24 protein-coding genes are annotated in these 22,714 nt (G+C 72.6%); 11 read left to right on the top strand and 13 right to left on the bottom strand.

Annotation, left to right across the window (positions count from 1 at the left end; translation table 11 throughout):
- Window positions 1-34: 34 nt before the first annotated feature.
- The 6 genes from OG472_RS24355 to OG472_RS24380 all read right to left on the bottom strand — a co-directional run bounded on the left by OG472_RS24355 (window position 35) and on the right by OG472_RS24380 (window position 6,399).
- The gene (locus tag OG472_RS24355) at window positions 35-694 is read right to left on the bottom strand and encodes a response regulator (protein WP_401611087.1); all 660 of its coding nucleotides are present in this window, start codon (window positions 692-694) and stop codon (window positions 35-37) included.
- Window positions 691-2,022: a sensor histidine kinase gene (locus OG472_RS24360; protein ID WP_405942048.1), complete on the bottom strand. Its 1,332-nt coding sequence runs from the start codon at window positions 2,020-2,022 to the stop codon at window positions 691-693. The genes OG472_RS24355 and OG472_RS24360 overlap by 4 nt, the downstream gene beginning before the upstream one ends.
- Before the next feature lie 107 nt (window positions 2,023-2,129).
- Window positions 2,130-2,801, bottom strand: coding sequence for a response regulator (locus OG472_RS24365; RefSeq protein ID WP_383567010.1), 672 nt, complete (start codon window positions 2,799-2,801; stop codon window positions 2,130-2,132).
- A complete protein-coding gene (locus OG472_RS24370; protein WP_401611157.1) occupies window positions 2,798-4,138 on the bottom strand; it encodes a sensor histidine kinase in 1,341 nt (446 codons plus the stop codon). The genes OG472_RS24365 and OG472_RS24370 overlap by 4 nt, the downstream gene beginning before the upstream one ends.
- A 4-nt stretch (window positions 4,139-4,142) precedes the next feature.
- On the bottom strand, window positions 4,143-5,342 hold the full coding sequence (locus tag OG472_RS24375) for an acyltransferase (protein WP_405831251.1): 1,200 nt from the start codon (window positions 5,340-5,342) through the stop codon (window positions 4,143-4,145).
- Window positions 5,335-6,399 (bottom strand): alpha/beta hydrolase, encoded by a 1,065-nt coding sequence (locus tag OG472_RS24380; protein ID WP_405831253.1) that lies wholly within the window; start codon window positions 6,397-6,399, stop codon window positions 5,335-5,337. Before OG472_RS24380 ends, OG472_RS24375 begins: the two co-directional genes overlap by 8 nt.
- Before the next feature lie 195 nt (window positions 6,400-6,594).
- Between OG472_RS24380 and OG472_RS24385 the strand changes: the two genes are divergently transcribed.
- Window positions 6,595-7,071 (top strand): HIT family protein, encoded by a 477-nt coding sequence (locus OG472_RS24385; protein ID WP_405834920.1) that lies wholly within the window; start codon window positions 6,595-6,597, stop codon window positions 7,069-7,071.
- Between the two features lie 86 nt (window positions 7,072-7,157).
- Here OG472_RS24385 and OG472_RS24390 read toward each other — a convergent pair whose 3' ends face one another.
- The 4 genes from OG472_RS24390 to OG472_RS24405 form a co-directional block, all read right to left on the bottom strand.
- Complete coding sequence (locus tag OG472_RS24390) at window positions 7,158-7,547, bottom strand: nuclear transport factor 2 family protein (RefSeq protein WP_401611081.1); 390 nt, start codon at window positions 7,545-7,547, stop codon at window positions 7,158-7,160.
- A gap of 82 nt (window positions 7,548-7,629) precedes the next feature.
- Window positions 7,630-9,216 (bottom strand): serine/threonine-protein kinase, encoded by a 1,587-nt coding sequence (locus tag OG472_RS24395; RefSeq protein ID WP_405831255.1) that lies wholly within the window; start codon window positions 9,214-9,216, stop codon window positions 7,630-7,632.
- A gap of 251 nt (window positions 9,217-9,467) precedes the next feature.
- Window positions 9,468-9,995, bottom strand: a complete 528-nt coding sequence (locus OG472_RS24400) for a MarR family winged helix-turn-helix transcriptional regulator (RefSeq protein WP_405831257.1) — start codon at window positions 9,993-9,995, stop codon at window positions 9,468-9,470.
- Entirely contained in the window at window positions 9,988-10,617 is a 630-nt protein-coding gene (locus OG472_RS24405) for a DJ-1/PfpI family protein (RefSeq protein ID WP_405831259.1), read from the bottom strand. The genes OG472_RS24400 and OG472_RS24405 overlap by 8 nt, the downstream gene beginning before the upstream one ends.
- Window positions 10,618-10,830: 213 nt before the next feature.
- Here OG472_RS24405 and OG472_RS24410 point away from each other — a divergent pair, with 213 nt between their 5' ends.
- The 3 genes from OG472_RS24410 to OG472_RS24420 all read left to right on the top strand — a co-directional run bounded on the left by OG472_RS24410 (window position 10,831) and on the right by OG472_RS24420 (window position 13,707).
- A complete protein-coding gene (locus OG472_RS24410; RefSeq protein ID WP_401611076.1) occupies window positions 10,831-12,186 on the top strand; it encodes an aspartate aminotransferase family protein in 1,356 nt (451 codons plus the stop codon).
- A 97-nt stretch (window positions 12,187-12,283) separates the two neighbouring features.
- Window positions 12,284-12,949 carry a GntR family transcriptional regulator gene (locus OG472_RS24415; protein ID WP_401611074.1) on the top strand — a complete coding sequence of 222 codons (666 nt, stop codon included), beginning with the start codon at window positions 12,284-12,286 and terminating at the stop codon, window positions 12,947-12,949.
- A 107-nt stretch (window positions 12,950-13,056) separates the two neighbouring features.
- Complete coding sequence (locus OG472_RS24420) at window positions 13,057-13,707, top strand: hypothetical protein (RefSeq protein WP_319733147.1); 651 nt, start codon at window positions 13,057-13,059, stop codon at window positions 13,705-13,707.
- Between the two features lie 194 nt (window positions 13,708-13,901).
- Here the strand turns inward: OG472_RS24420 and OG472_RS24425 are convergent, their stop codons facing one another.
- A complete protein-coding gene (locus OG472_RS24425) occupies window positions 13,902-14,648 on the bottom strand; it encodes an SLATT domain-containing protein (protein WP_383566976.1) in 747 nt (248 codons plus the stop codon).
- 279 nt (window positions 14,649-14,927) lie between these two features.
- Here OG472_RS24425 and OG472_RS24430 point away from each other — a divergent pair, with 279 nt between their 5' ends.
- The 7 genes from OG472_RS24430 to OG472_RS24460 all read left to right on the top strand — a co-directional run bounded on the left by OG472_RS24430 (window position 14,928) and on the right by OG472_RS24460 (window position 21,059).
- Window positions 14,928-15,272, top strand: a complete 345-nt coding sequence (locus tag OG472_RS24430) for a YbaB/EbfC family nucleoid-associated protein (protein ID WP_078892798.1) — start codon at window positions 14,928-14,930, stop codon at window positions 15,270-15,272.
- Between the two features lie 36 nt (window positions 15,273-15,308).
- Window positions 15,309-15,908 (top strand): recombination mediator RecR, encoded by a 600-nt coding sequence (gene recR, locus OG472_RS24435; protein ID WP_030709293.1) that lies wholly within the window; start codon window positions 15,309-15,311, stop codon window positions 15,906-15,908.
- Window positions 15,901-16,548: a DUF5063 domain-containing protein gene (locus tag OG472_RS24440; RefSeq protein ID WP_327415353.1), complete on the top strand. Its 648-nt coding sequence runs from the start codon at window positions 15,901-15,903 to the stop codon at window positions 16,546-16,548. The genes recR and OG472_RS24440 overlap by 8 nt, the downstream gene beginning before the upstream one ends.
- Before the next feature lie 121 nt (window positions 16,549-16,669).
- Window positions 16,670-17,944, top strand: coding sequence for an aspartate kinase (locus OG472_RS24445; protein ID WP_319722162.1), 1,275 nt, complete (start codon window positions 16,670-16,672; stop codon window positions 17,942-17,944).
- Window positions 17,941-19,014 carry an aspartate-semialdehyde dehydrogenase gene (locus OG472_RS24450; RefSeq protein ID WP_401611072.1) on the top strand — a complete coding sequence of 358 codons (1,074 nt, stop codon included), beginning with the start codon at window positions 17,941-17,943 and terminating at the stop codon, window positions 19,012-19,014. Before OG472_RS24445 ends, OG472_RS24450 begins: the two co-directional genes overlap by 4 nt.
- Window positions 19,015-19,236: 222 nt before the next feature.
- A complete protein-coding gene (locus tag OG472_RS24455) occupies window positions 19,237-19,980 on the top strand; it encodes a SigE family RNA polymerase sigma factor (protein WP_405943206.1) in 744 nt (247 codons plus the stop codon).
- Window positions 19,977-21,059, top strand: coding sequence for a hypothetical protein (locus OG472_RS24460; RefSeq protein ID WP_401611070.1), 1,083 nt, complete (start codon window positions 19,977-19,979; stop codon window positions 21,057-21,059). The genes OG472_RS24455 and OG472_RS24460 overlap by 4 nt, the downstream gene beginning before the upstream one ends.
- 87 nt (window positions 21,060-21,146) lie before the next feature.
- Here the strand turns inward: OG472_RS24460 and OG472_RS24465 are convergent, their stop codons facing one another.
- Window positions 21,147-21,746, bottom strand: a complete 600-nt coding sequence (locus tag OG472_RS24465; protein ID WP_405942049.1) for a hypothetical protein — start codon at window positions 21,744-21,746, stop codon at window positions 21,147-21,149.
- Window positions 21,747-21,872: 126 nt separating this feature from the next.
- The gene (locus tag OG472_RS24470; protein WP_401611067.1) at window positions 21,873-22,688 is read right to left on the bottom strand and encodes an SURF1 family protein; all 816 of its coding nucleotides are present in this window, start codon (window positions 22,686-22,688) and stop codon (window positions 21,873-21,875) included.
- Window positions 22,689-22,714: the final 26 nt, after the last annotated feature.

A 22,714-nucleotide genomic window follows, 5' to 3' on the forward strand; every position in this document is an offset into this window, starting at 1 on the left:
TCCGCTCCCCGGGGCCCGTCTTCCGGACCAGGCCCTACGCCGGTGTCACCAGCCGGGTCTCGTAGGCGAACACCGCCGCCTGCGTGCGGTCGCGCAGACCCAGCTTCACCAGGATCCGGCTCACATGGGTCTTGATCGTGGACTCCGCGACGATCAGCTGGGCCGCTATCTCCGCATTGGACAGGCCCTGGGCGATCAGCACCAGCACCTCCGTCTCCCGCTCCGTCAGCTCACCCACGCCCGCCGGATCCGCCAGCTTCCGCGCCTCGGAGATCTTCGAGAACTCCGCGATCAGCCGCTTGGTCACCGAGGGCGCCAAAAGGGCCTCCCCGGCCGCCACCACCCGTACCCCGTCCGCCAGCTGACGGGCCGACGCGTCCTTGAGCAGGAACCCGGAGGCCCCGGCCCGCAGCGCCTGGTACACGTACTCGTCGAGGTCGAAGGTCGTCAGGACCAGCACCTTCGCATCCGTGTCCGCGGCGACGATCTCCCGCGTCGCCTCCAGCCCGTTCATCTGCGGCATCCGGATGTCCATCAGCACCACATCCGGCCGCAGCGCCGCCACCTGCGCGATGGCCTCCCGGCCGTCGACCGCCTCGCCCACCACCTCGATGCCGTCCATGGCGTTCAGCAGGACGGAGAACCCCTCCCGCACCATCATCTGGTCGTCGACGATCAACACTCTGATCGTCATACGGACCCCGCCCCCAGCACCGGCTCCGGCTCCTGGCGATTGCGCACCGGTATGAACACCGCCACCTCGTACCCGCCGGCGGCCGTCTGTCCGACCGTCATCTCCCCCTCCAGCATGGCCACCCGCTCCCTCATCCCGGTGATCCCGTGCCCGGCTCCCGGCGAAGGCCGCGCATCCGCGGTCGCCGCCTGATTGACGATCCGTATGCCCAGACCACCCAGCACGTACGAGACCTCCACCGCGGCCGCCGCTCCCGGCGCGTGCCGCAGCGTGTTGCTCAGGGCCTCCTGGATGATCCGGTACGCCGACAGTTCCACGCCCTGCGGCAGCTCCCGCACCGCGCCGGTGATCGTCTTCTCCACGCTCAGCCCGGCCTCCCGCACGTTGGCCAGCAGCCCGTCCAGCGAGGCCAGCGTCGGCTGCGGGGCGTCCGGAGCCTCGTAGTCGGAGGAGCGCACCACACCCAGCACCCGCCGCAGCTCCGTCAGGGCCGCCACCGCGTTCTCCCGGATGGTGACGAACGCCGCCTCCAGCTCCGGCGGCGGGTTCTTCACCCGGTACGGCGCGGCCTCCGCCTGGATCGCCACCACCGACATGTGGTGGGCCACCACGTCGTGCAGCTCCCGGGCGATCGTCGTCCGCTCCTCCAGCAGCGTCCGCTTGTCCCGCTCGACGGCCGTGACCTCCTGCTGCGCCGTGACCTCCTGCCGTGCCTCCTTGCGGGTGTTTCGGACGGTCACCGCGAGGAGGGAGACAGCGGACAGGAAGGCCATCGGTCCGGGTTCGAGGGGCTGGCCTATCAGCGAGGGCAGGAAGGACCCGGTTGCCACGGTGATCAGCCACAGCCACCCGGCCACCCGCGGCCGGCTCCGCAACGCCACGATGGTGATCACGACGAGGTGGGCGAAGAAGGTGCCCGGAGACCACGGCCAGGTCATGCTCGTGCTCTCCACCATGGCCAGCGGCAGGGTCACGCCGAGCACCACCCACAGGGCGCCGACCGGCCGCACCAGCGTCATCAGCACCGGCGCCGCGGCCAGCAGCCCCAGCAGCAGCGACAGCCCGGAGGGGACCCACTGGTTGTTGATGATGGTGACGAACACCGTGATCACGGACAGCAGGACCACCACGGCATGGGGCAGGAACGCCGTCCTGGGGCGCAGCGCCCGCGGAACCCAGCGGGCGAGCCGCCCGTCCGTACGGATCGGCGGCAGCGGCCGGTAGGCGAACGCATCGGTGATCAGGTCGTCGCGGAGGCTCTTGAAGAGCCCAGAAGCGAGTCGGAACTCAGGTGGCCGGGCTGTCCCCCCGGTGGTCGTCTCGGTCATGCCCCCCACCGTAGGGCGGCGGGCCCGTCGTCCGCGTCGCCGCTGAAGGGGATATCCCGGCATCCCCCTCAAGTACTACGAGGGCTGCGAGGACCACCCGGGCCGCCTCAGTATCCGGTCGGCCGGACCAGCCCCGTCTCGTACGCGAACACCGCCGCCTGCGTCCGGTCCCGCAGGCCCAGCTTCACCAGGATCCGTCCGACATGCGTCTTCACCGTCTGCTCCGCCACCGTCAGATGGGCTGCGATCTCCGCATTCGACAGGCCCTGCGCCACGAGCGACAGCACCTCGGTCTCCCGCTCGGTCAGTTCGTCGATCCGGGCCCGCGACGGCGCCCGCGGCGCCCCCATCCGGGAGAACTCCGTGATCAGCCGCTTCGTGATGTTCGGCGAGAGCAGCGCCTCGCCGGCCGCCACCACCCGCACCGCCTCGGCGAGCTGATCGGCCGAGGCGTCCTTCAGCAGGAACCCGGAGGCCCCGGCGCGCAGCGCCTCGTACACGTACTCGTCGAGGTCGAAGGTGGTCAGCACCAGCACCTTCACCGTGGCATCGGGAACCCCGGTGATGACGGACGTGGCCTCGATGCCGCCCATCCCCGGCATGCGGATGTCCATCAGCACCACGTCCGGGGCCAGCTCGGCGACCTTCGCCACGGCGTCGGCCCCGTCCACCGCCTGCCCGACGACCTCTATGTCGGGCTGCGCGTTGAGAAGCACGGTGAAGCCCTGCCGCACCATCATCTGGTCGTCGGCGATCATCACCTTGATCGGGGTGCTCATGGGGCCTTCTTCGTCTCGGGGGCGGTGCCGGCGGGCGGGTCCTGAGGGTCCATCGGCAGTACGGCGCTGACCTCGTACCCGCCGTCGGGGCGCGGGCCGGCGGCCAGTTCGCCTCCCAGCATGCCTGCCCGCTCGCGCATCCCCAGCAGCCCGTGCCCCGCCCCCTGGGAAGGCGGCGCGGGGCGGGTCGGCACGGTGTTGGCGATGCACAGGTGCAGCTCGCGCGGCCCGTACGCGATACCGACCTCCACCTGCGAACCGGGCGCGTGGCGCAGACAGTTGCTCAGCGCCTCCTGCACGATCCGGTACGCGGTGAGCTCCACGCCGGGCGTCAGCGGCCGGCGTATCCCGGCGATCGCGGTGGTGACGTCCAGCCCGGCTCCCCGGACGTTGTCGACGAGGCCGTCCAGCTCGGCGAGGGTCGGCTGCGGATGGTGCGGGTTGGCCGGATCGTCGGGGTGCTCGGAGCGCAGCACCCCGAGGACGCGGCGCAGCTCGGTCAGGGCCTCCAGCGCGTTCTCCCGGATGCCCGCCAGGTTCTCCTTGAGCTCCTCGGACGGGTTCTCCACCAGGTGCGGGGCGACCTGCGCCTGGATGGAGATCACCGACATGTGGTGGGCGACCACGTCGTGCAGCTCGCGGGCTATCCGGCTGCGCTCCTCGAGCAGCGTGCGCCGGGCCCGCTCCTCCTCGGTGAGGGTTTCCTGCTCGACGAGTTTGCCTCGGGCCAGGCGGGTGGCCCGCAGGGCGTAGCCGAGGATTCCCACGAACCCGAAGAGGAGGGCCACGCCCGCGATGACCGTCTGGCTCTGCGGGGGTCTGAGGACGGCCTCGGCCAGTCCGGAGAGGGCGAGCGTGATGCCGATGACCCAGACGGTCACCCGGGGCGGCACCCGCAGGGCGACCATCAGGATGAGGGGCGCGAACGTGAACGGCCCGGCGGGCGTCCAGGGCCAGGACTGCCCCTGGCCGACGTGGTCGTGGATGACCCAGGCGATGAGAGCGGTGGTGACGATGCCGAGCCACCAGGCGGCGATCGGCCGGAACATGCTGAGCAGGACGGACGCGGACGCCAGCAGCGACAGTCCCAGCACGGCCGCGCCCCGGATCCCGTAGTGGTCGTTCAGCAGCATCCCCGTCAGGACACCGCAGGGAACGGCCGCGTAGCCGAGGACCACATGCGGCAGCCAGGCCAGCCAGCGCGGCCGGGACATCTTCGGGAGGGGATCCCACCTCAGGGTGAACAGCTCCCGGGCCAGGCCGCGCGGCGCGGGGCCGGCGCCACGGCTTTGGCGGGCGTCGGGTACCGGGGACTCGCTCGGATCGATCACGGGCATCAGCCTAGGCATGGGTGACTTCCTCGACGGGGGCCGTCGACCGGTGGGAGCCGGCGACGATGCGGTGGGGGCCCTCCGGCTTCGGCCGGCCGCCCCGCTCGTACGCGCGGAACGCTGCCCAGCACACCGTCAGGGCGGCGGCGAAGACCGGCAGCCACAGCAGCCGGGCGGCTATCCAGTCCACCGAGTCGGGCACGGTGTGCAGACCGGGCAGCTCGGCCGAGAGCAGCAGCCCGAGGGCGGTGACGGCCATCATGGCGGTCTGGTGCCACAGGAAGACCGTCATGGCGGAGAGGTTCACCAGAGCCACCTTCGCCCAGGCCGAAGGCCGCCGCATGGCCCGGGCCAGCGGTTCGCGCACCAGCAGGGCCAGCCCGCACTGGGCCAGTCCGAACGCGGCCGCGGCGAGCGTCGGCGGGTTCAGATTCGACACCGTGGCTCCGGGGACGCCCACCATGGACGCCGGGTACCCGCCCCACAGGACCAGCGCGACCGTGGCCACCGTCCCCGCACCGAGCAGGAGCAGCGCCGGCCGGCGTCGGGCGAAGGCCCCGCGGGACCAGGCGGCGCCCAGCGTGAAGGGGACGAGCCAGCCTGCGGCCACATTGACCCAGCCGATCCACTCGGGCCCGCCGAGGCCGAAGCGCCACACGTCGACGCCCGCCACCACGGCCAGCGGCCACAGCGGGTTGAGCCGGGCCACGAGCGGGGTCGCGGCGGTCAGCGCGGCGAACACCAGCAGGAACCACAGCGGCGACAGCACCAGCTTGACCAGGGTCCGTACGGTGTCCAGCTCCGCCCCGCCGACCAGCATCCCGCCCGCCACGACGGTCCACAGGACGAGCACCGCGGCGACCGGCCGGAACAGCCGGCCCAGCCGCTGCCCGACCCATGTGCCGTACGAGACCTGCCGCTCGCGCGCCGCGGCGTACCCACGGGCGGCGACGTGACCCCCGACGAGGAAGAAGACGGCCAGGGTCTGGAACACCCAGGAGACCGGCGCCAGCCAGGGCATGTGCGCCAGCGGGCTCGTGGTGCTCAGTCGGCCGTCGGTGGCGGTGAGGGCGGTGACCAGCCAGTGCCCGAGGACCACACCGAGGATCGCGAAGGCGCGCAGCGCGTCCACGCTCCGGTCCCGGCCGGCCGGGGTGGCCGCGTCGATGCCCGTCGCGAGGGCGGACCAGCGGGCGCGGGGCTTATGCATGGGGTGCCTCCGAGGCGGGGGTGGTGCCGAGGACGATGGCGGCCAGGCTCTCCAGGGACTCGGTGCCCGGCTTGAGGTAGTCGCTGTGGCCGACGGCGCCGGCGGTGAAGGCCCGTGCCCCGAAGGCGGGGTCGACGGGGTCGGCGCCGAAGCCGAGCCCGCCGAGCCGGACGTGCGGGACGTTCGCCACCCAGTCGCCGCTGCCCCGCCCGGCCCAGACCCGGGCGCGGGTCGGCAGGTCCCGGGCGGCCGCGGCCCCCGTGCCCGGGCTGCCGAAGAGAGCCATGTCGCCGACTGCGGGCCCGGTCGAGGTCCGGGCGCAGACCACGGAACCGTAGGAGTGGCAGAGCAGGGAGAGCCGGGCGCCCGGCGCCGCCATGCCGGCCAACCGGTCGAGGAAGGGCGCCAGTTCGGCGGCGGCCACATCGGCGCGGGCGGCGGTCAGGACGGTGGTGCTGACCGTGCCGGGGGTGTCGTACCCGAGCCAGGCGACCACGGCGGAGCGCGGATGCTCGGCCTGGAGGCGCTGCTGGAGGGCGACGGCCCCGGCACGGAACCTTTCCCAGGTGTCGAGCGTGGTGTCGGAGCCGGGCACCAGGACGGTGACCCGGTCGGCGGTCTCGAGCTCGCCGAACACCTCGACCGCCCGGCCCCTGCCGCGGCCGTCGAAGGCGAGGAACTGCGCGGCTCCGGCCGCGTCCATGGCGCGAAGCCTGGTGGCCCGCCCGGTGCGGTCGCCTTCCCGGGCCATACGGGCCGCCTCGGCGAGATTGGCGCGGTTGGCGGCGTACCGGACCTGGGGCGCGGCGTCCTCCGCGAACGAGGCGGGCGCGGGGGCGGGGGCCTCGGCGGAGGCGGCTGCGGATACGGGGAACACCACGGCAGCCGCGACCAGGGCGGCCAGCAGGGTGCGGCGTATCCGGCCGCCCCAGGCCCCCGCCCCGGCCGCTCCGGCGGCGAGAGCCGTCCCCGCCGAGCCGGTCGTGCCCGCAGAGTCCGCCGTCGCAGCGCCAGTCCCCGTCCCCGTCCCCGTCCCCGTCGCCGTCCCCGTCGCCATGGTGTGTTCCCCCGGTCGTCCGGAAGAGCCGTCAGTGCTCTTCTCTGCTACCGAAGTTAGAAATCCGGGCCCGTGGTCGGCGTCCCGCCATGGAGCCGTGTCTGCACGTAGCTCTCAGGTATGACAGGGGCTACCTGAGAGTCACGGACAACGGCGAACACCCTTGAAAAGACATGTGGTTAGGGTTCAGTCGTGATCGACGACGACTGGCGGCACGACCGCATCGGAAGCGCACACCGGGGCGAGAACCCGACCGTCCTGCGCCGCCTCGACTCCGGCTTCGCCGTCATCGGCGACCGGCAGTTCCTGCCCGGGTACTCGGTACTCCTGACCGACGACCCGGCCGTGACCCGGCTCTCCGACCTGCCCCGGGCGCGCAGGGCCGCGTACCTCGGCGACCTGGAGCGGCTCGCCGAGGCCGTCGAGCGGGCCTGCTCGCGGCTCGACCCGGCCTTCCGCCGCGTGAACATCGAGATCCTCGGCAACACCGACCCGTATCTCCACGCCCACATCTGGCCCCGCTACGACTGGGAGCCCGCCGACCGCGTCCGGCTGCCCGTGTGGCTGTACGAGGAGGAGTGCTGGCGCGGTGAGCAGCACGCGCTGGGCCCCCGCCACGACGCGCTGCGGGCCGCCATCAGTGCGGACCTGGACCGGCTGGGAGGGGCCTGAGGGCTGCCCCGCCACCCCTCACCCCTCACCCCTCACCTCTCCTCCCCAACCCCCACCCCCTCACCAGCCACAGGTGAACAGGCCGCTCAGTCCGCGACCAGGGGTTCGACATAGCCCGCCCGCCAGCGCGGCGCGGGGTCCTGGCCGGGGCTGGTCCAGTACTCCCTCGCCTCCACGATCTCGCCGTCCCGCACGGTCCACAGGGAGACGGCCCGGTAGACGACGTGGTCCTGAGGTATCTCCACCTCGGTGACGACGAGGTCGCCGTCGGCCAGGATCCGCAGCAGTTCCACCGACCTCTCGTCCGCGTAGCCGTCGTCGCTGTTCACGGCTATGAAGTTGGCGCGTCCCACGATGCGTTCACCGCTCACGGGCCATTCGATGACCGCGTCCTCGGCGATGAGCCCGGCCACGCCGTCCCAGTCGCGTGCCTCGATCCGCTCCCACAGTTGTGCCACTACCGTCAACGGCTCCATGTGCCGCAGTGTCCGACAGCCCCGTTACACGCAACAAGCTTTGCTTGCAGGCTTATTGACCTCGACACAATCGGCTGTTCCGTCACTTCCTGCGGTAGCTGAGCGGTGGGTTGTCACTGCCCACCAGCTCCCGCTGGAGGGTCCCGTCGGGCAGCAGCCGGAGTCGGCTCCAGCCGCCCGGGGTGCAGGTCGGCGGGGTGCCGGAGGTGACGGTGGAGGCGTCGAGCTCCACGGGATCGGGGGCGTGGCGCAGGGGCGCAGTCCAGGCGCAGGCGAAGCCGGGGGCCTCGACGGCGAGGGACATCACCGGATCGCCGACCGCACCGCGGGTGAGGGCGAGCCGCCAGGTCTGGCTGCCGTGGGTGGCGTACCAGGTGCCGAGGTACGCCTCGGGCAGTCCGGCGGCCGAGGCGACGGAACCGGGCCCGGGCCCGGCCGCGGCTCCGGAAGCGGATGCCGATGCCGATGCCGAGCCGGAGGGGGACGCGGGCGGCGGCGCGCTCGGGGTACGGGCACCGCCGACGGGCGGCCGGGGGTCCTCGGCCCCGCTCATCACCGCGTACACCGTGCCGGCGGACAGGACGGCGACGACCGTGGCCACCGCCAGGAGCAGGGCGGTCGACGCGGTCCAGGGGCGGGGCGCCGGCTCCGCCCCCACCGGCGCGTACGAGGAGTACGCGGACGGCATCGGCATCGGCGCAGGGGCGGTGGCGGTGGCGGGCGGCCGGTCCGGACCGGCGTCCTCGCGGTCCAGCAGCTGTACGGCGTGCCGCCCGAGCCGGGCCACCAAGGGGGCCGGAAGCCAGGGCTCCAGCGCCCTCCCGTCGGCCACGGTGTCACCCGCGCCGACCCGCGCCAGCACCTCGGCCGGCCCCGGCCGCGCGGCGGGATCCCGGTGGAGGCAGTCCCGTACGAGCTCGTGCAGCTCGGTCGGTACGCCGGCCAGGTCCGGCTGCGCCTCCGTGCTGCGGAGCAGCAGCCCCGCCAGGCCGCCGGGCTGCTCCGCGTCGCCGAAGGGCAGCCGGCCAGTGGCCGCGTACACCAGGACCACGCCGAGGCAGAAGATGTCGCAGGCAGCGGTCACGGGCTCGCCGCGGATCTGCTCGGGCGCCATGAAGCCGGGGGAGCCGATGAGTTCGCCGACGCGGGTCAGGCCGCCGCCGGCCGTGTCGCCGGGCTCCGCCGGGGCGCGGGCGATGCCGAAGTCGATGACGCGCGGACCGTCGAGGGTGACCAGGACGTTCGAGGGTTTCAGGTCGCGGTGGACGATGCCGGCCCGGTGGATGTCCTGGAGGGCGTACGCGAGGCCCGCGGCCAGGATCCGTACGGAACGGCCGGGCAGCGGGCCGAAGTCGCGGGCCACGACCTCGCGCAGGCTCGGCCCGGCGACGTAGCCGGTGGCCACCCAGGGGGTCGCGGCCTCGGTGTCGGCGTCGAGGACGGGCGCGGTCCATTCGCCACCGACCCGCCTGGCGGCGGCGACCTCGTGGCGGAAGCGGATGCGGAACTCCTCGCGGGTGGCGAGGTCGTGGTGGACCAGTTTCACGGCGACGGTGCGGCCGCGGTCGGAGCGGGCGAGGTAGACCTGGCCCATGCCGCCGGCGCCCAGGCGGGAGAGCAGGCGGTAGGGGCCGATGTGGTGGGGATCGTGTGGATGCAGGTGTTCCATGCCGGGGTCCCTCCCGTGCCGAGCACTGGCCGAACGGCTCCGCAGGGAAGGACGGTTGGGGGTGCCGGGCGGTTGCTCCCGCCTGGGCTCCGCCGCCTGGGCTCCGCCCCGGGCTTCGGCCGGCGGGGCTCAGAGCTCGGGCTCCGCCCCCGGACCCTCCCCCAGACTCCGTCCGGGGGGCGGGGACCCCGCGCCTCAAACGCCGGCGGGGCTGGATTTGCCTGCGGCACCGCTGGATTGTGTGGCGGGGCTCAAAGATCGGGGCTCCGCCCCGGACCCCGCGCCTCAAACGCCGGCGGGGCTGGATGCGGGGATGCGGACAGGGTGTCCAGGGCCCGGGTCAGGCGTTCCAGGACGTGGACCGTTTCCGCGAAGGCGGTGTCACCCAGTTCCGCCGCGAGGCGGGTGGCCAGGGAGGCGTGGCCCGGGCCGATGCGGGCCACCGCCGCGTGCCCCTCCTGGGTCGGGCGCAGCAGCTTCGCCCGGCGGTGGGCGGGGTTCGGGGCGTATTCGGCCAGGCCCTTGGCGACCAGCAGGTCCGCGATGCGCTGCACGCTCTGCCGGGTGATCCCCATGGTCCGGGCGATGCCCGCGACGGACTGCGGCTCCCGCAGCACCGCCCCCAGTACCTGCCACCAGGCGGCCGTCAGCCCGGCCGGCCGGGCCAGCTCCTCCGAGACGGAGAGGAACTGGCCGTTCAGCCGGAACACCCCGAGCGCCGTGCGGCTCAGCAGGTCCTGGCGGGCCCGGGTGGAGCCGGGCGGCTGCGCCTCAGGCATCGCCGGCCTCCGCGGCCGCCATCAGGACCGGGAACGCGCTCGCGTCGGAGTCGTGGAAGAGCCGGTACCACGCGTCCAGGACGTCCGGCTTGTAGGCGTCGAGGCGGGCGAAGACCTCGCGGGCGAAGGCCACCGGTTCCGTCGGCCCCGCCGTGATCAGGTCGCCGTCGGTCACCGCGTCGGCCTCGACGTAGTGCTCGGCGCCCCCGTAGCCCGGCTGCGGGGCCAGGTAGAAGGAGGCTGCGCTGGTGTGGGCCCGGCCGTCGAGCAGGCCCGCGCGGGCGAGGCCGGCGGTGGCTCCGCAGATGGCCGCGACCGGTACGCCGGCTGCCAGGAACTCCTTCGCCTTCGCCGCGAACGGTGCCAGCTCCTCGCCCGTGTCCCACAGCGAGGCGCCGGTGAGGATCAGCAGCGAGGAGTCCTCCGGGCGCAGGTCGGCCAGGGCCTGGTCGGGCAGGATGCGGACGCCGCCCATGGTGGTGACCGGCTGGTCGGCGGCGAGGCCGACCGTGTGGACGACGTGGCCGCGCTGGGTGAGGTGCGCGGTGGTGTGTCCGGTCTCCCAGTCCGCGTACGTGTCGTAGACCGCGAGGTGGACGGGCTTGCGCGGGGTCTCGCTCATGGTGGTCGCCTCCAGCGTCGAATCCGGCTGCTCCGGTCGGGCTCGTCTGGCGAGCCCTTATGACAAGAGACTGTCATCTCGACAGGATGCTGTCAATCATTTCACCGGCACACCCGGGCGGGCGGACGGGCCGACAGACTGCCGAGACCGGCCCCCCACCCGCATACAGTCCGCCGATATCCCTCCCCACCTGCGCACTTCTAGCGTGACGTCATGACCCCTCATGTCACCTCCCCCACCCTTGCCGCTGTGAAGGACGCAGACCGGAAGCACGTCTTCCATTCCTGGTCCGCCCAGGCCCTGATCGACCCGCTCGCCGTCGCCGGGGCCGAGGGGTCGTACTTCTGGGACTACGACGGCAAGCGCTTCCTCGACTTCTCCTCCCAGCTGGTCAACACCAACATCGGCCACCAGCACCCCAAGGTCGTCGCCGCGATCCAGGAGCAGGCCGGCCGGCTGTGCACCCTCGCCCCCGGCTTCGCCGTCGACGTCCGCTCCGAGGCCGCACGCCTCATCGCCGAGCGGACCCCCGGCGACCTGGACAAGATCTTCTTCACCAACGGCGGCGCCGAGGCCGTCGAGAACGCCGTCCGCATGGCCCGCCTGCACACGGGCCGGCAGAAGGTGCTGTCCACCTACCGCTCGTACCACGGGGCCACCGCCGCCGCGATCAACCTGACCGGCGACCCGCGCCGCTGGCCCTCCGACACGGCCGCCGCCGGCGTCGTGCACTTCTGGGGCCCGTACCTCTACCGCTCCGCGTTCCACGCCACCACCGAGGCCGAGGAGTGCGCCCGCGCCCTCGCCCACCTCGCCGACACCATCGCCTTCGAGGGGCCGCAGACCATCGCGGCGATCATCCTGGAGAGCGTGCCCGGCACCGCCGGCATCATGACCCCGCCGCCCGGCTACCTCGCGGGCGTGCGCGAGCTCTGCGACCGCCACGGCATCGTCTTCATCCTGGACGAGGTGATGGCGGGCTTCGGCCGCACCGGCAAGTGGTTCGCGGCCGACCACTGGGACGTCACCCCCGACCTGATCACCTTCGCCAAGGGCGTGAACAGCGGGTATGTGCCGCTCGGCGGCGTGGCCATCTCGGCCGCCATCGCCGAGACCTTCGCCACGCGCCCCTACCCGGGCGGACTGACGTACTCCGGCCACCCCCTGGCCTGCGCCGCGGCCGTCGCGACGATCAACGTCATGGAGGAGGAGGGCATCGTCGAGCACGCCGCCCACCTCGGCGAGAACGTGATCGGACCGGCGCTCGCCGAGATCGCCGAGCGGCACCCCTCGGTCGGCGAGGTCCGCGGCCTGGGCACCTTCTGGGCCCTGGAACTCGTACGGGACAAGGCGACGCGCGAGCCGCTCGTCCCGTACAACGCGGCCGGCGCGGACAACGCGCCGATGGCCGAATTCGCCGCGGCCTGCAAGGCGTCCGGCCTGTGGCCGTTCGTCAACATGAACCGCACCCACGTCGTCCCCCCGTGCACCATCTCGGAGGCGGAGGCGAAGGAGGGGCTGGCCCTGCTGGACGAGGCGCTGACGGTCGCCGACCGGCACACCGTATAACGGGTTGTACCTCCGCATATCGATTAGCAACCGCTCGGTTTCGGCCGCGCTGTCTGGCCTATGGTGTCCGGAGTCCTACGACAGGAGACGGACCCCTATGCCAGGCAGCGGAGCTGTCACCCGCAACACACTTCGCCAGCAGATCGCGGACGCGCTGCGTGACGAGGTGCTCGCGGGACGCCTGCCTCCGGGGACCGAGTTCACCGTCAAGCAGATCGCCGAGCAGTACGAGGTCTCCGCGACCCCGGTGCGCGAGGCGCTCGTGGACCTCTCGGCCCAGGGGCTGCTCGAACTGGTCCAGCACCGGGGCTTCCGGGTCCGGATCCTCACCGTGGACGACTTCAGGGGAATGATCGAGGCCCGCTCGCTGGTCGTGGACGGCATCTTCCGCCGGCTCGCCGAGCGCGGTACCGCGCCCGGCTCCGGCGAGATGCTGGTGTCGGTACGCCGCCGGGGCGAAGAGGCGCGGCGGGCCGCACAGAGCGGTTCGCTCGAAGTGCTGATCGGCTACGACCTGCGCTTCTGGCGGGAGCTCAGCGAGCTGGTCGCCAACACCTACATCTCCGATTTCCTGCACCGCATCCGCGTCCAGTGCTGGGTCTTCGCCGTCCCCCACCTCCAGCGCGAGCCGCAGCTGCGGGAGGCGCTGTGGGACGGGCACAGCGATCTGGTGGACGCGGTGACGCTGGCCGACGCCGACGCCGTGCGCCTCATCGTGCAGGGCTACAACCAGCACGCACTGGACTGGGCCGCCCGGATCTGAGGGCCCCAAGGCGCCCCGCGTGCTCACAGGTTCTGCGCACCCCTTCGCGGAGGGTGTTCGGCGCACTACGCTGGCCGGATCGGCGACAACGACTGATCGGAGGCCGTGTGGCCTGTGACCTGTGGCTGGTCCCCCTTGTCGACGTGCTGTGCCACAGCCCCGACAACCCCTTCGCGGAAGAGATCGCCTCGTACGACAAGGCGCTGGGCGAGGCCGGACTGCCGTCCGTGCCCGTGTTCGCGTACATGCCGGGCCTGAGCGGGGACGTCGCCCCGGTCGCCGGCTTCGACTACGACGCCCTGCATTTCCTCAGGCGGGCGTACCTGCTCCAGCTCTGCGGGCTGCCGGTGACCCCGGTGGACGAGCTGGGCGGGGACTACGAGCAGCTGCTGGAGATGTTCGAGCCCACGGCGCAGCAGTCGCACCTGGTGTGGCACTACGACCACGCGGGCGCGTACGTGCCGGTGGACTTCGCGGCCCCGCTGGCGAACGAGGAGCTGCTGGCCGGGGGTGGTCCGCTGGGGTCCGCGCAGGGGTTGCTGCGGGAGCTGGCGTTCGTGGCCCCCGCGATCGGGATAGACCCGGGGAACCCGCCCGCCGCGCCGGCTCCGCCGGGGCGGCCGACGTCGCTGGAGGAGCCGGCGGGGCCGATCCCGTACGACGACAGTCCCTTTGCGCGTGAGCGGCACGTGTGGCTCGGGCTGCACGCGGCGGCGACCCGCAGTCTCGGGCAGGGCTCGATGATCATCTTCAGCTGACGCCGGGCCGGACGCGGTGGGGGCGGGGTGGGTGCGGGTGCGGTGCCGCTGCGCGGAGCCGTCCCCGCCCCGCCCGTTCTCCGCCTCCCGGGGCTCCGCCCCGAACCCTCCCCCAGACTCCGTCCGGGGGGACCCCCACGCCTCGAACGCCGGCGGGGCTGGATCCTGTCCGGCCGGGCTGGATCGTGCGGCCCTCAGCGGGGCTGTTCCGGGGGACGCTGGCGGGGCATGTTCGGGCGGGTGCCCGGGGGGAGGGGGAAGCGGGCCGGGGGGATGTTCGCGTCCGCGCGGACGCCGGAGGCGCCCAAGGACTGCATCACCAGGGGGGCGGGGCCGGAGCTGAACTCCACCATCCACTCCGCCGTCTCGGAGCGCACCAGCTCCGTCACGTCCTCCGAGAAGCGCCGCAGCACGGTCAGGCACCGCTCGGCGGCCTCGCTGGCCGTGCCCTCCGTGGGCCCGAGCACCTCGCGCACGTTCTCCGACGCCCAGTCGAACTGGAGGGTCTGGAGCCGCCGCTGCACCGCCTGGGCCGTGGCCACGTCCCGCATCCAGCCGGACGTCAGTCCGAAGAACCGGTCGCAGGCCAGCGCGGCCGCGCCCAGCAGCAGCGCCAGGTACCCGTACGTAGAGGCGCCCGGCGCCGAGCCTGTCAGCTCCAGCAGCGGCATCGCGGCGCCGGTGACGGCGCCCACGGCCGCGCCGACGCGCAGCACCCGCGCGCCCCGGCGCTTCCACGCCCGGTCCGACAGGTACCACTCGGCGGTGCGCAGCGCATCGGCCTCGACCCGCCGGTAGAGCTCGTCGAGCCGCTCCGCGGGTTCGCCCCAGTCCCCGAGGGGGAACGGCCGGCCGGTCAGATCGCCCGCCGCCATCGGTCCGCCGCCTTCCTCCCGGGGATCCCGGGGTGGCCCCTCGGGCTGCATCTCCGGCTGGCTCACCCGGCACTCCCTCTGCCTGCGCTGACGTGTGGTGGTGCGCGTGTGCGCAATGATGCGCATGCTCTTCCTACCTTCGATTGACGGGCGATGGGCGCCGAATCCCGGGATTTCCGCCCGCAAGGAGGTCTCCATCAGGTACGCGTAGGCCTCGTCTCTCACTCGAAAGAGTTGGTCCTCACGGCGTAGGGCGCAGCGCGCGGGGAGCACGTAGGCTCGGATTGACCAAGCGTTGCGAGGTCCCGACGGCCCGACGGTCCCGACGAACGGAGTGAGTGTCCTGTGATTCCCGGTGGTGGCCAGCCCAACATGCAGCAGCTGCTCCAGCAGGCCCAGAAGATGCAGCAGGATCTCGCGGCCGCCCAGGAGGAGCTGGCGCAGGCCGAGGTCGAGGGCCAGGCGGGCGGGGGCCTGGTGAAGGCGACCGTCACCGGTTCCGGAGAGCTGCGGGCGCTGGTGATCGACCCGAAGGCCGTGGATCCCGAGGACACGGAGACGCTGGCCGACCTGGTGGTGGCGGCGGTCCAGGCCGCCAACGAGAATGCCCAGGCGCTCCAGCAGCAGAAGCTGGGCCCCCTGGCCCAGGGACTGGGCGGCGGCAGCGGCATCCCCGGCCTTCCGTTCTAGTCCCGCAGTACCCCCACACAGAGAGAAGGCAGTCCGTTGTACGAAGGCGTGGTTCAGGACCTGATCGACGAACTGGGCAGGCTGCCCGGCGTCGGGCCCAAGAGCGCGCAGCGGATCGCCTTCCACATCCTGCAGGCCGAGCCCACCGACGTCCGCCGCCTCGCGCACGCGCTGCTGGAGGTCAAGGACAAGGTCCGGTTCTGCGCGGTGTGCGGGAACGTGGCGCAGGAGGAGCGGTGCAACATCTGCCGCGATCCGCGCCGCGACCTCACGGTCATCTGTGTCGTCGAGGAACCGAAGGACGTCGTCGCGATCGAGCGGACGCGTGAGTTCCGGGGCAAGTACCACGTCCTCGGCGGTGCGATCAGCCCGATCGAGGGCGTCGGCCCGGACGACCTGCGCATCCGCGAGCTGCTGGCGCGCCTGGCGGACGGCGAGGTGACCGAGCTGATCCTCGCCACCGACCCGAACCTGGAGGGCGAGGCGACCGCCACCTACCTCGCCCGCATGATCAAGCCCATGGGCCTCAAGGTCACCCGCCTGGCCAGCGGGCTCCCCGTCGGGGGAGATCTGGAGTACGCGGACGAGGTCACGCTCGGGCGGGCCTTTGAAGGAAGGCGACTTCTCGATGTCTGACGCAATGCTGCACGCTCTCGGCCAGGATCCGGACGACTTCGCCGCCTCGATCGCGGACCAGATCGAGTCGTTCATCGTTGCGGTCACCGAGGTCGCCAAGGGCGAGGACCCGGACAGCGCGGTGCCCTTCCTCCTCCTGGAGGTGTCCCAGCTGCTGCTGGCGGGCGGCCGGCTGGGCGCGTACCAGGACGTGCTGCCGGACGAGCGGTACGAGCCCGATCTCGGCCCGGAGCCGGACGTGGACGACCTGCGCGAGCGGTTCGCGGTCATGCTGGAGCCGGTCGACGTCTACTCCGAGGTCTTCGACCCGTACGAGCCGCGCAAGGCCCCGGTGGCCCACCGGATCTCCGACGACCTGGCCGACGTGGTCGCCGACCTGCGGCACGGGCTCATCCACCACCAGTCGGGCCGCATCACCGAGGCGCTGTGGTGGTGGCAGTTCTCGTACTTCACCAACTGGGGCCCGACGGCCTCGGCCACCCTGCGCGCCCTCCAGTCGCTGATCTCGCACGTCCGGCTGAACCAGCCGCTCGAGGCCCTGGACGGCCTGGACACGGACGAGGACATGACCGAGGACGATCTCGCGGAGCAGGCGGGACGGGTGATGGCGGAGGAGCTCGGCGGCCTCGGCCGCAAGTGAGCGCCCGGCGCGGGAACCCATTCTTTGATCTTTTCGTCTCATGATGTGGTACGAAGCGGTCGGATCCCGGTCGCTCGTTAGACTGCACCAGCAAATGAGACGGACTGAGCGAGGAGCGCACGTGGGCCTTGTCGTGCAGAAGTACGGAGGCTCCTCCGTAGCCGATGCCGAGGGCATCAAGCGTGTCGCCAAGCGGATCGTGGATGCCAAGAAGAACGGCCACCAGGTGGTCGTCGTGGTATCCGCGATGGGCGACACGACGGACGAGCTGATCGATCTCGCCGAGCAGGTTTCTCCCATGCCTGCCGGGCGCGAATTCGACATGCTGCTGACCGCCGGAGAGCGGATCTCCATGGCTCTGCTGGCCATGGCGATCAAAAACCTGGGCCACGAGGCCCAGTCGTTCACCGGTAGCCAGGCAGGCGTGATCACCGACTCGGTCCACAACAAAGCGCGCATCATCGATGTCACGCCGGGCCGTATCCGCACCGCGCTGGACGAGGGCAACATCGCCATCGTCGCCGGCTTCCAGGGCGTGTCCGCGGACTCCAAGGACATCACCACCCTCGGCCGTGGCGGCTCGGACACCACGGCCGTGGCGCTCGCGGCGGCGCTGGACGCCGAGGTCTGCGAGATCTACACCGACGTCGACGGCGTCTTCACCGCGGACCCCCGCGTCGTGAAGAAGGCGAAGAAGATCGACTGGATCTCCTCCGAGGACATGCTGGAGCTCGCCGCTTCCGGTTCCAAGGTGCTGCTGCACCGCTGTGTCGAGTACGCACGCCGATACAACATCCCGATCCACGTCCGGTCGTCCTTCTCGGGACTGCCGGGCACCTGGGTCAGCAACGAGAATCCGCAAGGGGACGAGCAGGTGGAGCACGCCATCATCTCCGGAGTCGCTCACGACGTCTCCGAAGCCAAGATCACGGTCGTCGGCGTCCCGGACAAGCCGGGTGAGGCCGCGGCGATCTTCCGCGCCATCGCGGACGCCGAGATCAACATCGACATGATCGTGCAGAACGTCTCGGCGGCCTCGACGGGCCTCACCGACATCTCCTTCACGCTCCCCAAGACCGAGGGCCACAAGGCCATCGACGCCCTGGAGAAGGCGAAGGGCGCGATCGGCTTCGACTCCCTGCGCTACGACGACCAGATCGGCAAGATCTCCCTGGTCGGCGCCGGCATGAAGACGAACCCGGGCGTCACCGCCTCCTTCTTCCAGGCGCTGTCCGACGCGGGCGTCAACATCGAGCTGATCTCCACCTCCGAGATCCGCATCTCGGTCGTCACCCGCCAGGACGACGTCAACGAGGCCGTCCGCGCCGTGCACACGGCCTTCGGCCTCGACTCCGACAGCGACGAAGCAGTCGTCTACGGAGGCACCGGACGATGACCGCGACCCGGTCCTCCGCCCCGGCACTCGCCGTGGTCGGGGCGACCGGAGCAGTCGGTTCCGTCCTGCTCCAGATCCTGTCCCAGCGGGCGGACGTCTGGGGCGACATCCGCCTGATCGCCTCCGCGCGCTCGGCCGGCCGTACGCTGGCCGTCCGCGCGGAGGAGACCGAGGTGCTCGCCCTCACCGAGGACGCCTTCGACGGCTTCGGTCCGGGCGACGTCGCACTCTTCCTGACCCCGGCCGAGGTCTCGGCCCGGTGGGCGCCCGTGGTCACCGCGCGCGGCACGGTCGTCGTCGACCAGTCCGCCGCCTTCCGGGCGGACCCCGAGGTCCCGCTCGTGGCGCCCGAGGTCAACGGGCACGCCGTACGGATCCGCCCGCGCGGGATCGTCGCCGGCCCGGACTGCGTGACCGCCGCCATGATCGCGGCCCTGGGCGCCCTGCACGCCGAATACGCCCTCACCGGGCTGGTGGTCTCCTCGTACCAGGCCGCGAGCGCCGCGGGCCGGCCCGGCTCCGAGACGCTGCGCCGCCAGCTGTCGCTGGTCGCCGGGACCTCCCTCGGGGAGCAGACCGGGGACGTCCGCCGTGCCGTGGGCGAGGACACGGGCCCCTTCGCCGGTCCCCTCGCCCTCAATGTCGTGCCCTGGTCCGGAGAGCTGCGCGAGGACGGCTGGTCCTCGCACGAGCTGGCGGTCCGGGCGGAGACGCGCCGGATCCTGCAGCTGGAATGGCTCCCGGTGTCCGTGACCTGCGTCCAGGTGCCGGTGCTCACCGGGCATTCGCTGACCGTGCGGGCCCGGTTCGAGAACGAGGTGGAGGCCCCGCACGCCCGGGAGATCCTGGAGGCCGCGCCCGGCGTGGTGCTCGTGGACGATCCCGCGGCGGGGGAGTTCCCCACCCCCGCGGACGCCGCCGGGACGGATCCTGCCTGGGTGGGGCGGGTGCGGGCCTCGCTCGACGACCCCCGCGCCCTGGAGTTCTTCGTGTGCGCCGACAACCTCCGCAGGGGCGCCGCTCTGAACGCCACGCTGATCGCGGAACTGATCGCAGGTGAATTTGCGTAATTCGCTTTGTAGGATCGGTGCTGATCCCTTGATCAAGGTGATGGCCCGACCGCCGTCTCGATAAGACGGGGCACATCGGGAAGAGCGGGTACGCATGAGGGCAATGGGGACATGGCTGGTGAGGCTGCCTCGCGCGTACAACCCTGACGGGGGGACGCGTGTCCTACAGGCGTGGCAGAGGCACTGCTCGAACCGGCACTCCTCCCGGCGCACCTCGGGACCATCCCGTCGCGCCGGGGTTTCCGTGCGTCCGGCGGCGGTCTCCCCGTGATCGTGCCCGTCCCGCCGGCGGAGCCCTCCGAGGCGCCCGTACTGACCGCCGCACCGATCCCGGGCGGTCTCGTGCCCCCGCCGCGCGACAGCGCTGAGGCGGCGGGGAGCAGCCGGAGCGAGCCGGCCGAGGTGACGTCGGAGACGACGCCGGAGGCAGCGGCCGAGGTGATGGCCGAGGTGACCGTCGAAGTGGTGGCCGGGACCACCGTCGACCACCTCACGGCGACCTACCAGGCGCACTACCGCTCCCTGCTCGGCCTGGCCGCCCTGCTCCTCGACGACACCGCCTCCTGCGAGGACGTGGTCCAGGAGGCGTTCATCCGCGTGCACTCGGCCCGGAACCGGGTGCGCGACCGGGAGAAGACCCTGGCGTACCTGCGCCAGACCGTCGTGAACCTCTCCCGCTCCGCCCTGCGCCGGCGCATCCTCGGCCTCAAGCTGCTGTCGAAGCCGATGCCGGACATGGCGAGTGCCGAAGAGGGCGCGTACGACCAGCTGGAGCGGGACGATCTGATCAAGGCGATGCGCGGACTGCAGCGCCGTCAGCGCGAGGTGCTGGTGCTGCGCTACTTCGCGGACATGACGGAGGCCCAGGTCGCCGAGACGCTCGGGATATCGCTCGGCTCGGTCAAGGCGTACGGATCGCGGGGCATTGCCGCGCTGCGGGTGGCGATGGAGGCTGCGCAGTCATGATGGACGACCACACTCAGCCGGGCGGAGCGAGCGAGGAAGAGGCGCTGCGGGGCCTGTTCCACGGGGCCGTCGAGGGCCTGCAGCCCTCCGCGGACGCCCTGGAGCGGCTGCGGCACGCCGTCCCCGCGCGCCGGGCCCGCAAGCGCCACGCCCTGGTCGGCGCCGCGGCGGTGGCCCTGCTCGCCGGGACGGCGATCCCGGCCCTCATGCACCTGGCGGGCGGCGAGGGCGCGGCCACGGACCACGCGGCCATGGCCGGGCACGGCGAGCGCGCCGGCGACAAGCCGGGCGCCGTCGGCTCCGCCCCGCACCAGAACGGATCCGGGAACCAGCCCAGGTCCAACCGTTCCTCCGGCAGCGCGCCGGCCGTGGGCGGTTCCACCGGGCAGCCGGACGCCACGCTGGGCGGTTCCCCCGTGGGCGGTCTGACGGCGGGCCCCTCGGGCACCGGCAGCGCGTCCGCCGGCACGGCCGGTTCGGTGGCGGGCTCGGGCCCGATGCCCCCGGTGGCCGCGCCGGGCGTGCCCGGGTGCGGCGCGGACCAGCTCGGAGTGGTGGGCTCGGCACGCGCCCCGGAGACCGACGGCAAGGTGTACGGCAGCTTCCGGGTCACCAACGTCTCGGCGCAGGGCTGCGCCGTCACCGGCCAGGACGCCGTCTCGGCGGCCCCGGCGCCCGGTGCGCCGGCCGGCCAGGGCTCCTCGGTCGCGGTGGTCGGCCACACGGCGGGGGATCCGGCGAGCGGGCTGCTGCCCGATCCGTCGGCGGAGGCTCCGGTGCTGGTGCTGCCGCCGAACACGGCGTACGAGGTCCGCTTCGCGTGGGTCCCGTCGGGGGAGGCCTGTACGCCGACCAACCCGGACGCCGGAGGGAAGCCGCCGCAGACCGCCTCCGCGGGCGGCGTGACCGCCCCGGCGCACGGGGCGGTCACAGAGCCGCAGACGGGAGCGCCCCCGGTGCCGGCGGGCGTCTCGGTCTCGCACACCCCGCAGCCGGGGTCCTCGACGACGCGGACGACGCTTCCCGAGGCCTGCGGCGGAACGGTCTACCGGACGGGTGCGATCCCGCTCGACAAATAGGCCGGCCGGCGAGCCCCGCAGGCGGCGGGTTCGGATGTGTTCCGTGCCGAAGGCGGCCCCGGGGCCGGAGCCCCGGGGTGCGCGGGTTCAGTTGACGACGGGGCCCGTGGGGCGGTCCGGGGCGGTGTAGATGGCGTAGTCGTCGCCCAGGCGGGGGCCGACGTCGGTGCTGTTGTTGCCACCGTTGCCACCTTGCTCGTCAGCCTTTCCGCCGGTATGGCCGTCACCCGTGAGCCAGGGGTTGCCGCCGGTGCCGCCTTCACCAGTCTTACTGCCGGCAGCGCCGTCACCCGTGAGCCAGGGGTTGCCGCCGGTGCCGCCTTCACCAGTCTTACCGCCGGCACCGCCGTCACCGCGCAGGAACATGCTGTTACCGCCCTTCCCCTGGGGCTCGTCGGTCATGATGGGGAGCTTCCACTTGGGGGTCTGCGGGGTCTCGGCGCTGTCGCCGCCGGGCGGCTCCGTGTCGCCGCCTCGGGCGGCGTCCGAGCCGATCTTGCTGAGGTTGCCGAGCTTGCCGAGCATTCCGACCAGCCTGTTGGCACCGGGGTTGTCGCCGTCGGTCGTGACGCTCGCGGTGGTGGCGGGGGCGGCGAACGCGGACGTGGAGGCGAGCGAGACGCCTCCGACTGCCAGCGTGGTGGCGATCAGGAGGGGGGCGAGGCGGCGGGTCCTGGTGATGGCCATGGGGAGGCGGTCCTTACCGGGTCTTGGAGGGCCGGCCGCGGTTGCGGCCGGGACTCCATTGGGCCCCGGGCAGGGGGTCGCGGTCATGGCCCGGAAAGTCGGGACTTGACACCGCCGCCCCGCGGCCTATGCGCGCGAGGCCGCGCCGCCCGAGGGCTCGGGTTCCGGCGCGGGGGCGGCGGGAGCAGCCTCCGGCAGCAGCCCGGCCTCCGCGTCGCGGAAGGTCTCCACCTCGCGGCGGTAGAGCCGGAACCACATGAAGAGCACGAAGGCGACGAAGACGAACCACTCGCCGGTGTAGCCGAGGTTCTGGAAGGCCTTCAGGTCGAGTCCGGTGTTCGTCGGCGCCTGCGCGGGCACCGGAACCATCCCGTCCGCCGGGGTCTGCACGGTCAGCCAGGCGTCGTACAGGTCGTAGGGGACGATGTTGACCAGCGAGGCCGCGCCGATCACCCCGAGCTGCCCGGCCGGCAGGCCGCCCTGGGAGTGGACCCCCTTCGTACCGGAGTTCTCCGAGGACTGCAGGGCGCCGGTGACCTCGACCCGGCCGGTCGGCGGGGCCGGGGCCTTCGCCGGGTCCGCCGCTCCCGGCAGCCAGCCCCGGACCACCGGGACGACCTTGCCGGAGTCGGTCTTCAGCAGGGTCAGCACGTAGAAGCCGGACTCGCCGTCGAGCCGCCGCTCCGGCACCAGCATCTGATCGGCGTACACCCCGGCCGTGGAAGCCAGCCGTCCGGAGGTCGTGGTGTCCACCGGAAGCAGCGAGTCCAGCGGTGCGGCCACCTGGTCTGCGGGCCGCTCGGCCGTCGACTCCCGGTGGCTGTCGACACGGTCCTCGAACCGGCCGAGCTGCCAGGACCCCATGAACAGGCAGAAGGGGACGGCGAGCGCGACGAAGACGTTGATCCCCCACCAGCGCGGGGTCAGGAGAAACCGGTGCACCCCACCACCGTACGGGGGGTGCACCG

It is taken from the genome of Streptomyces sp. NBC_00207 (genome assembly GCF_045160965.1).
In the GTDB taxonomy this organism is placed as follows: Bacteria; Actinomycetota; Actinomycetes; order Streptomycetales; family Streptomycetaceae; genus Streptomyces.

Excerpts from the sequence above, each read along its gene's own strand:
- OG472_RS24355 (WP_401611087.1), bottom strand. The coding sequence starts at position 694 with ATGACGATCAGAGTGTTGATCGTCGACGACCAGATGATGGTGCGGGAG.
- OG472_RS24360 (WP_405942048.1), bottom strand. The coding sequence starts at position 2,022 with ATGACCGAGACGACCACCGGGGGGACAGCCCGGCCACCTGAGTTCCGA.
- OG472_RS24365 (WP_383567010.1), bottom strand. The coding sequence starts at position 2,801 with ATGAGCACCCCGATCAAGGTGATGATCGCCGACGACCAGATGATGGTG.
- OG472_RS24370 (WP_401611157.1), bottom strand. The coding sequence starts at position 4,138 with ATGCCCGTGATCGATCCGAGCGAGTCCCCGGTACCCGACGCCCGCCAA.
- OG472_RS24375 (WP_405831251.1), bottom strand. The coding sequence starts at position 5,342 with ATGCATAAGCCCCGCGCCCGCTGGTCCGCCCTCGCGACGGGCATCGAC.
- OG472_RS24380 (WP_405831253.1), bottom strand. The coding sequence starts at position 6,399 with ATGGCGACGGGGACGGCGACGGGGACGGGGACGGGGACGGGGACTGGC.
- OG472_RS24390 (WP_401611081.1), bottom strand. The coding sequence starts at position 7,547 with ATGGAGCCGTTGACGGTAGTGGCACAACTGTGGGAGCGGATCGAGGCA.
- OG472_RS24395 (WP_405831255.1), bottom strand. The coding sequence starts at position 9,216 with ATGGAACACCTGCATCCACACGATCCCCACCACATCGGCCCCTACCGC.
- OG472_RS24400 (WP_405831257.1), bottom strand. The coding sequence starts at position 9,995 with ATGCCTGAGGCGCAGCCGCCCGGCTCCACCCGGGCCCGCCAGGACCTG.
- OG472_RS24405 (WP_405831259.1), bottom strand. The coding sequence starts at position 10,617 with ATGAGCGAGACCCCGCGCAAGCCCGTCCACCTCGCGGTCTACGACACG.
- OG472_RS24410 (WP_401611076.1), top strand. The coding sequence starts at position 10,831 with ATGACCCCTCATGTCACCTCCCCCACCCTTGCCGCTGTGAAGGACGCA.
- OG472_RS24415 (WP_401611074.1), top strand. The coding sequence starts at position 12,284 with ATGCCAGGCAGCGGAGCTGTCACCCGCAACACACTTCGCCAGCAGATC.
- OG472_RS24440 (WP_327415353.1), top strand. The coding sequence starts at position 15,901 with ATGTCTGACGCAATGCTGCACGCTCTCGGCCAGGATCCGGACGACTTC.
- OG472_RS24450 (WP_401611072.1), top strand. The coding sequence starts at position 17,941 with ATGACCGCGACCCGGTCCTCCGCCCCGGCACTCGCCGTGGTCGGGGCG.
- OG472_RS24460 (WP_401611070.1), top strand. The coding sequence starts at position 19,977 with ATGATGGACGACCACACTCAGCCGGGCGGAGCGAGCGAGGAAGAGGCG.
- OG472_RS24465 (WP_405942049.1), bottom strand. The coding sequence starts at position 21,746 with ATGGCCATCACCAGGACCCGCCGCCTCGCCCCCCTCCTGATCGCCACC.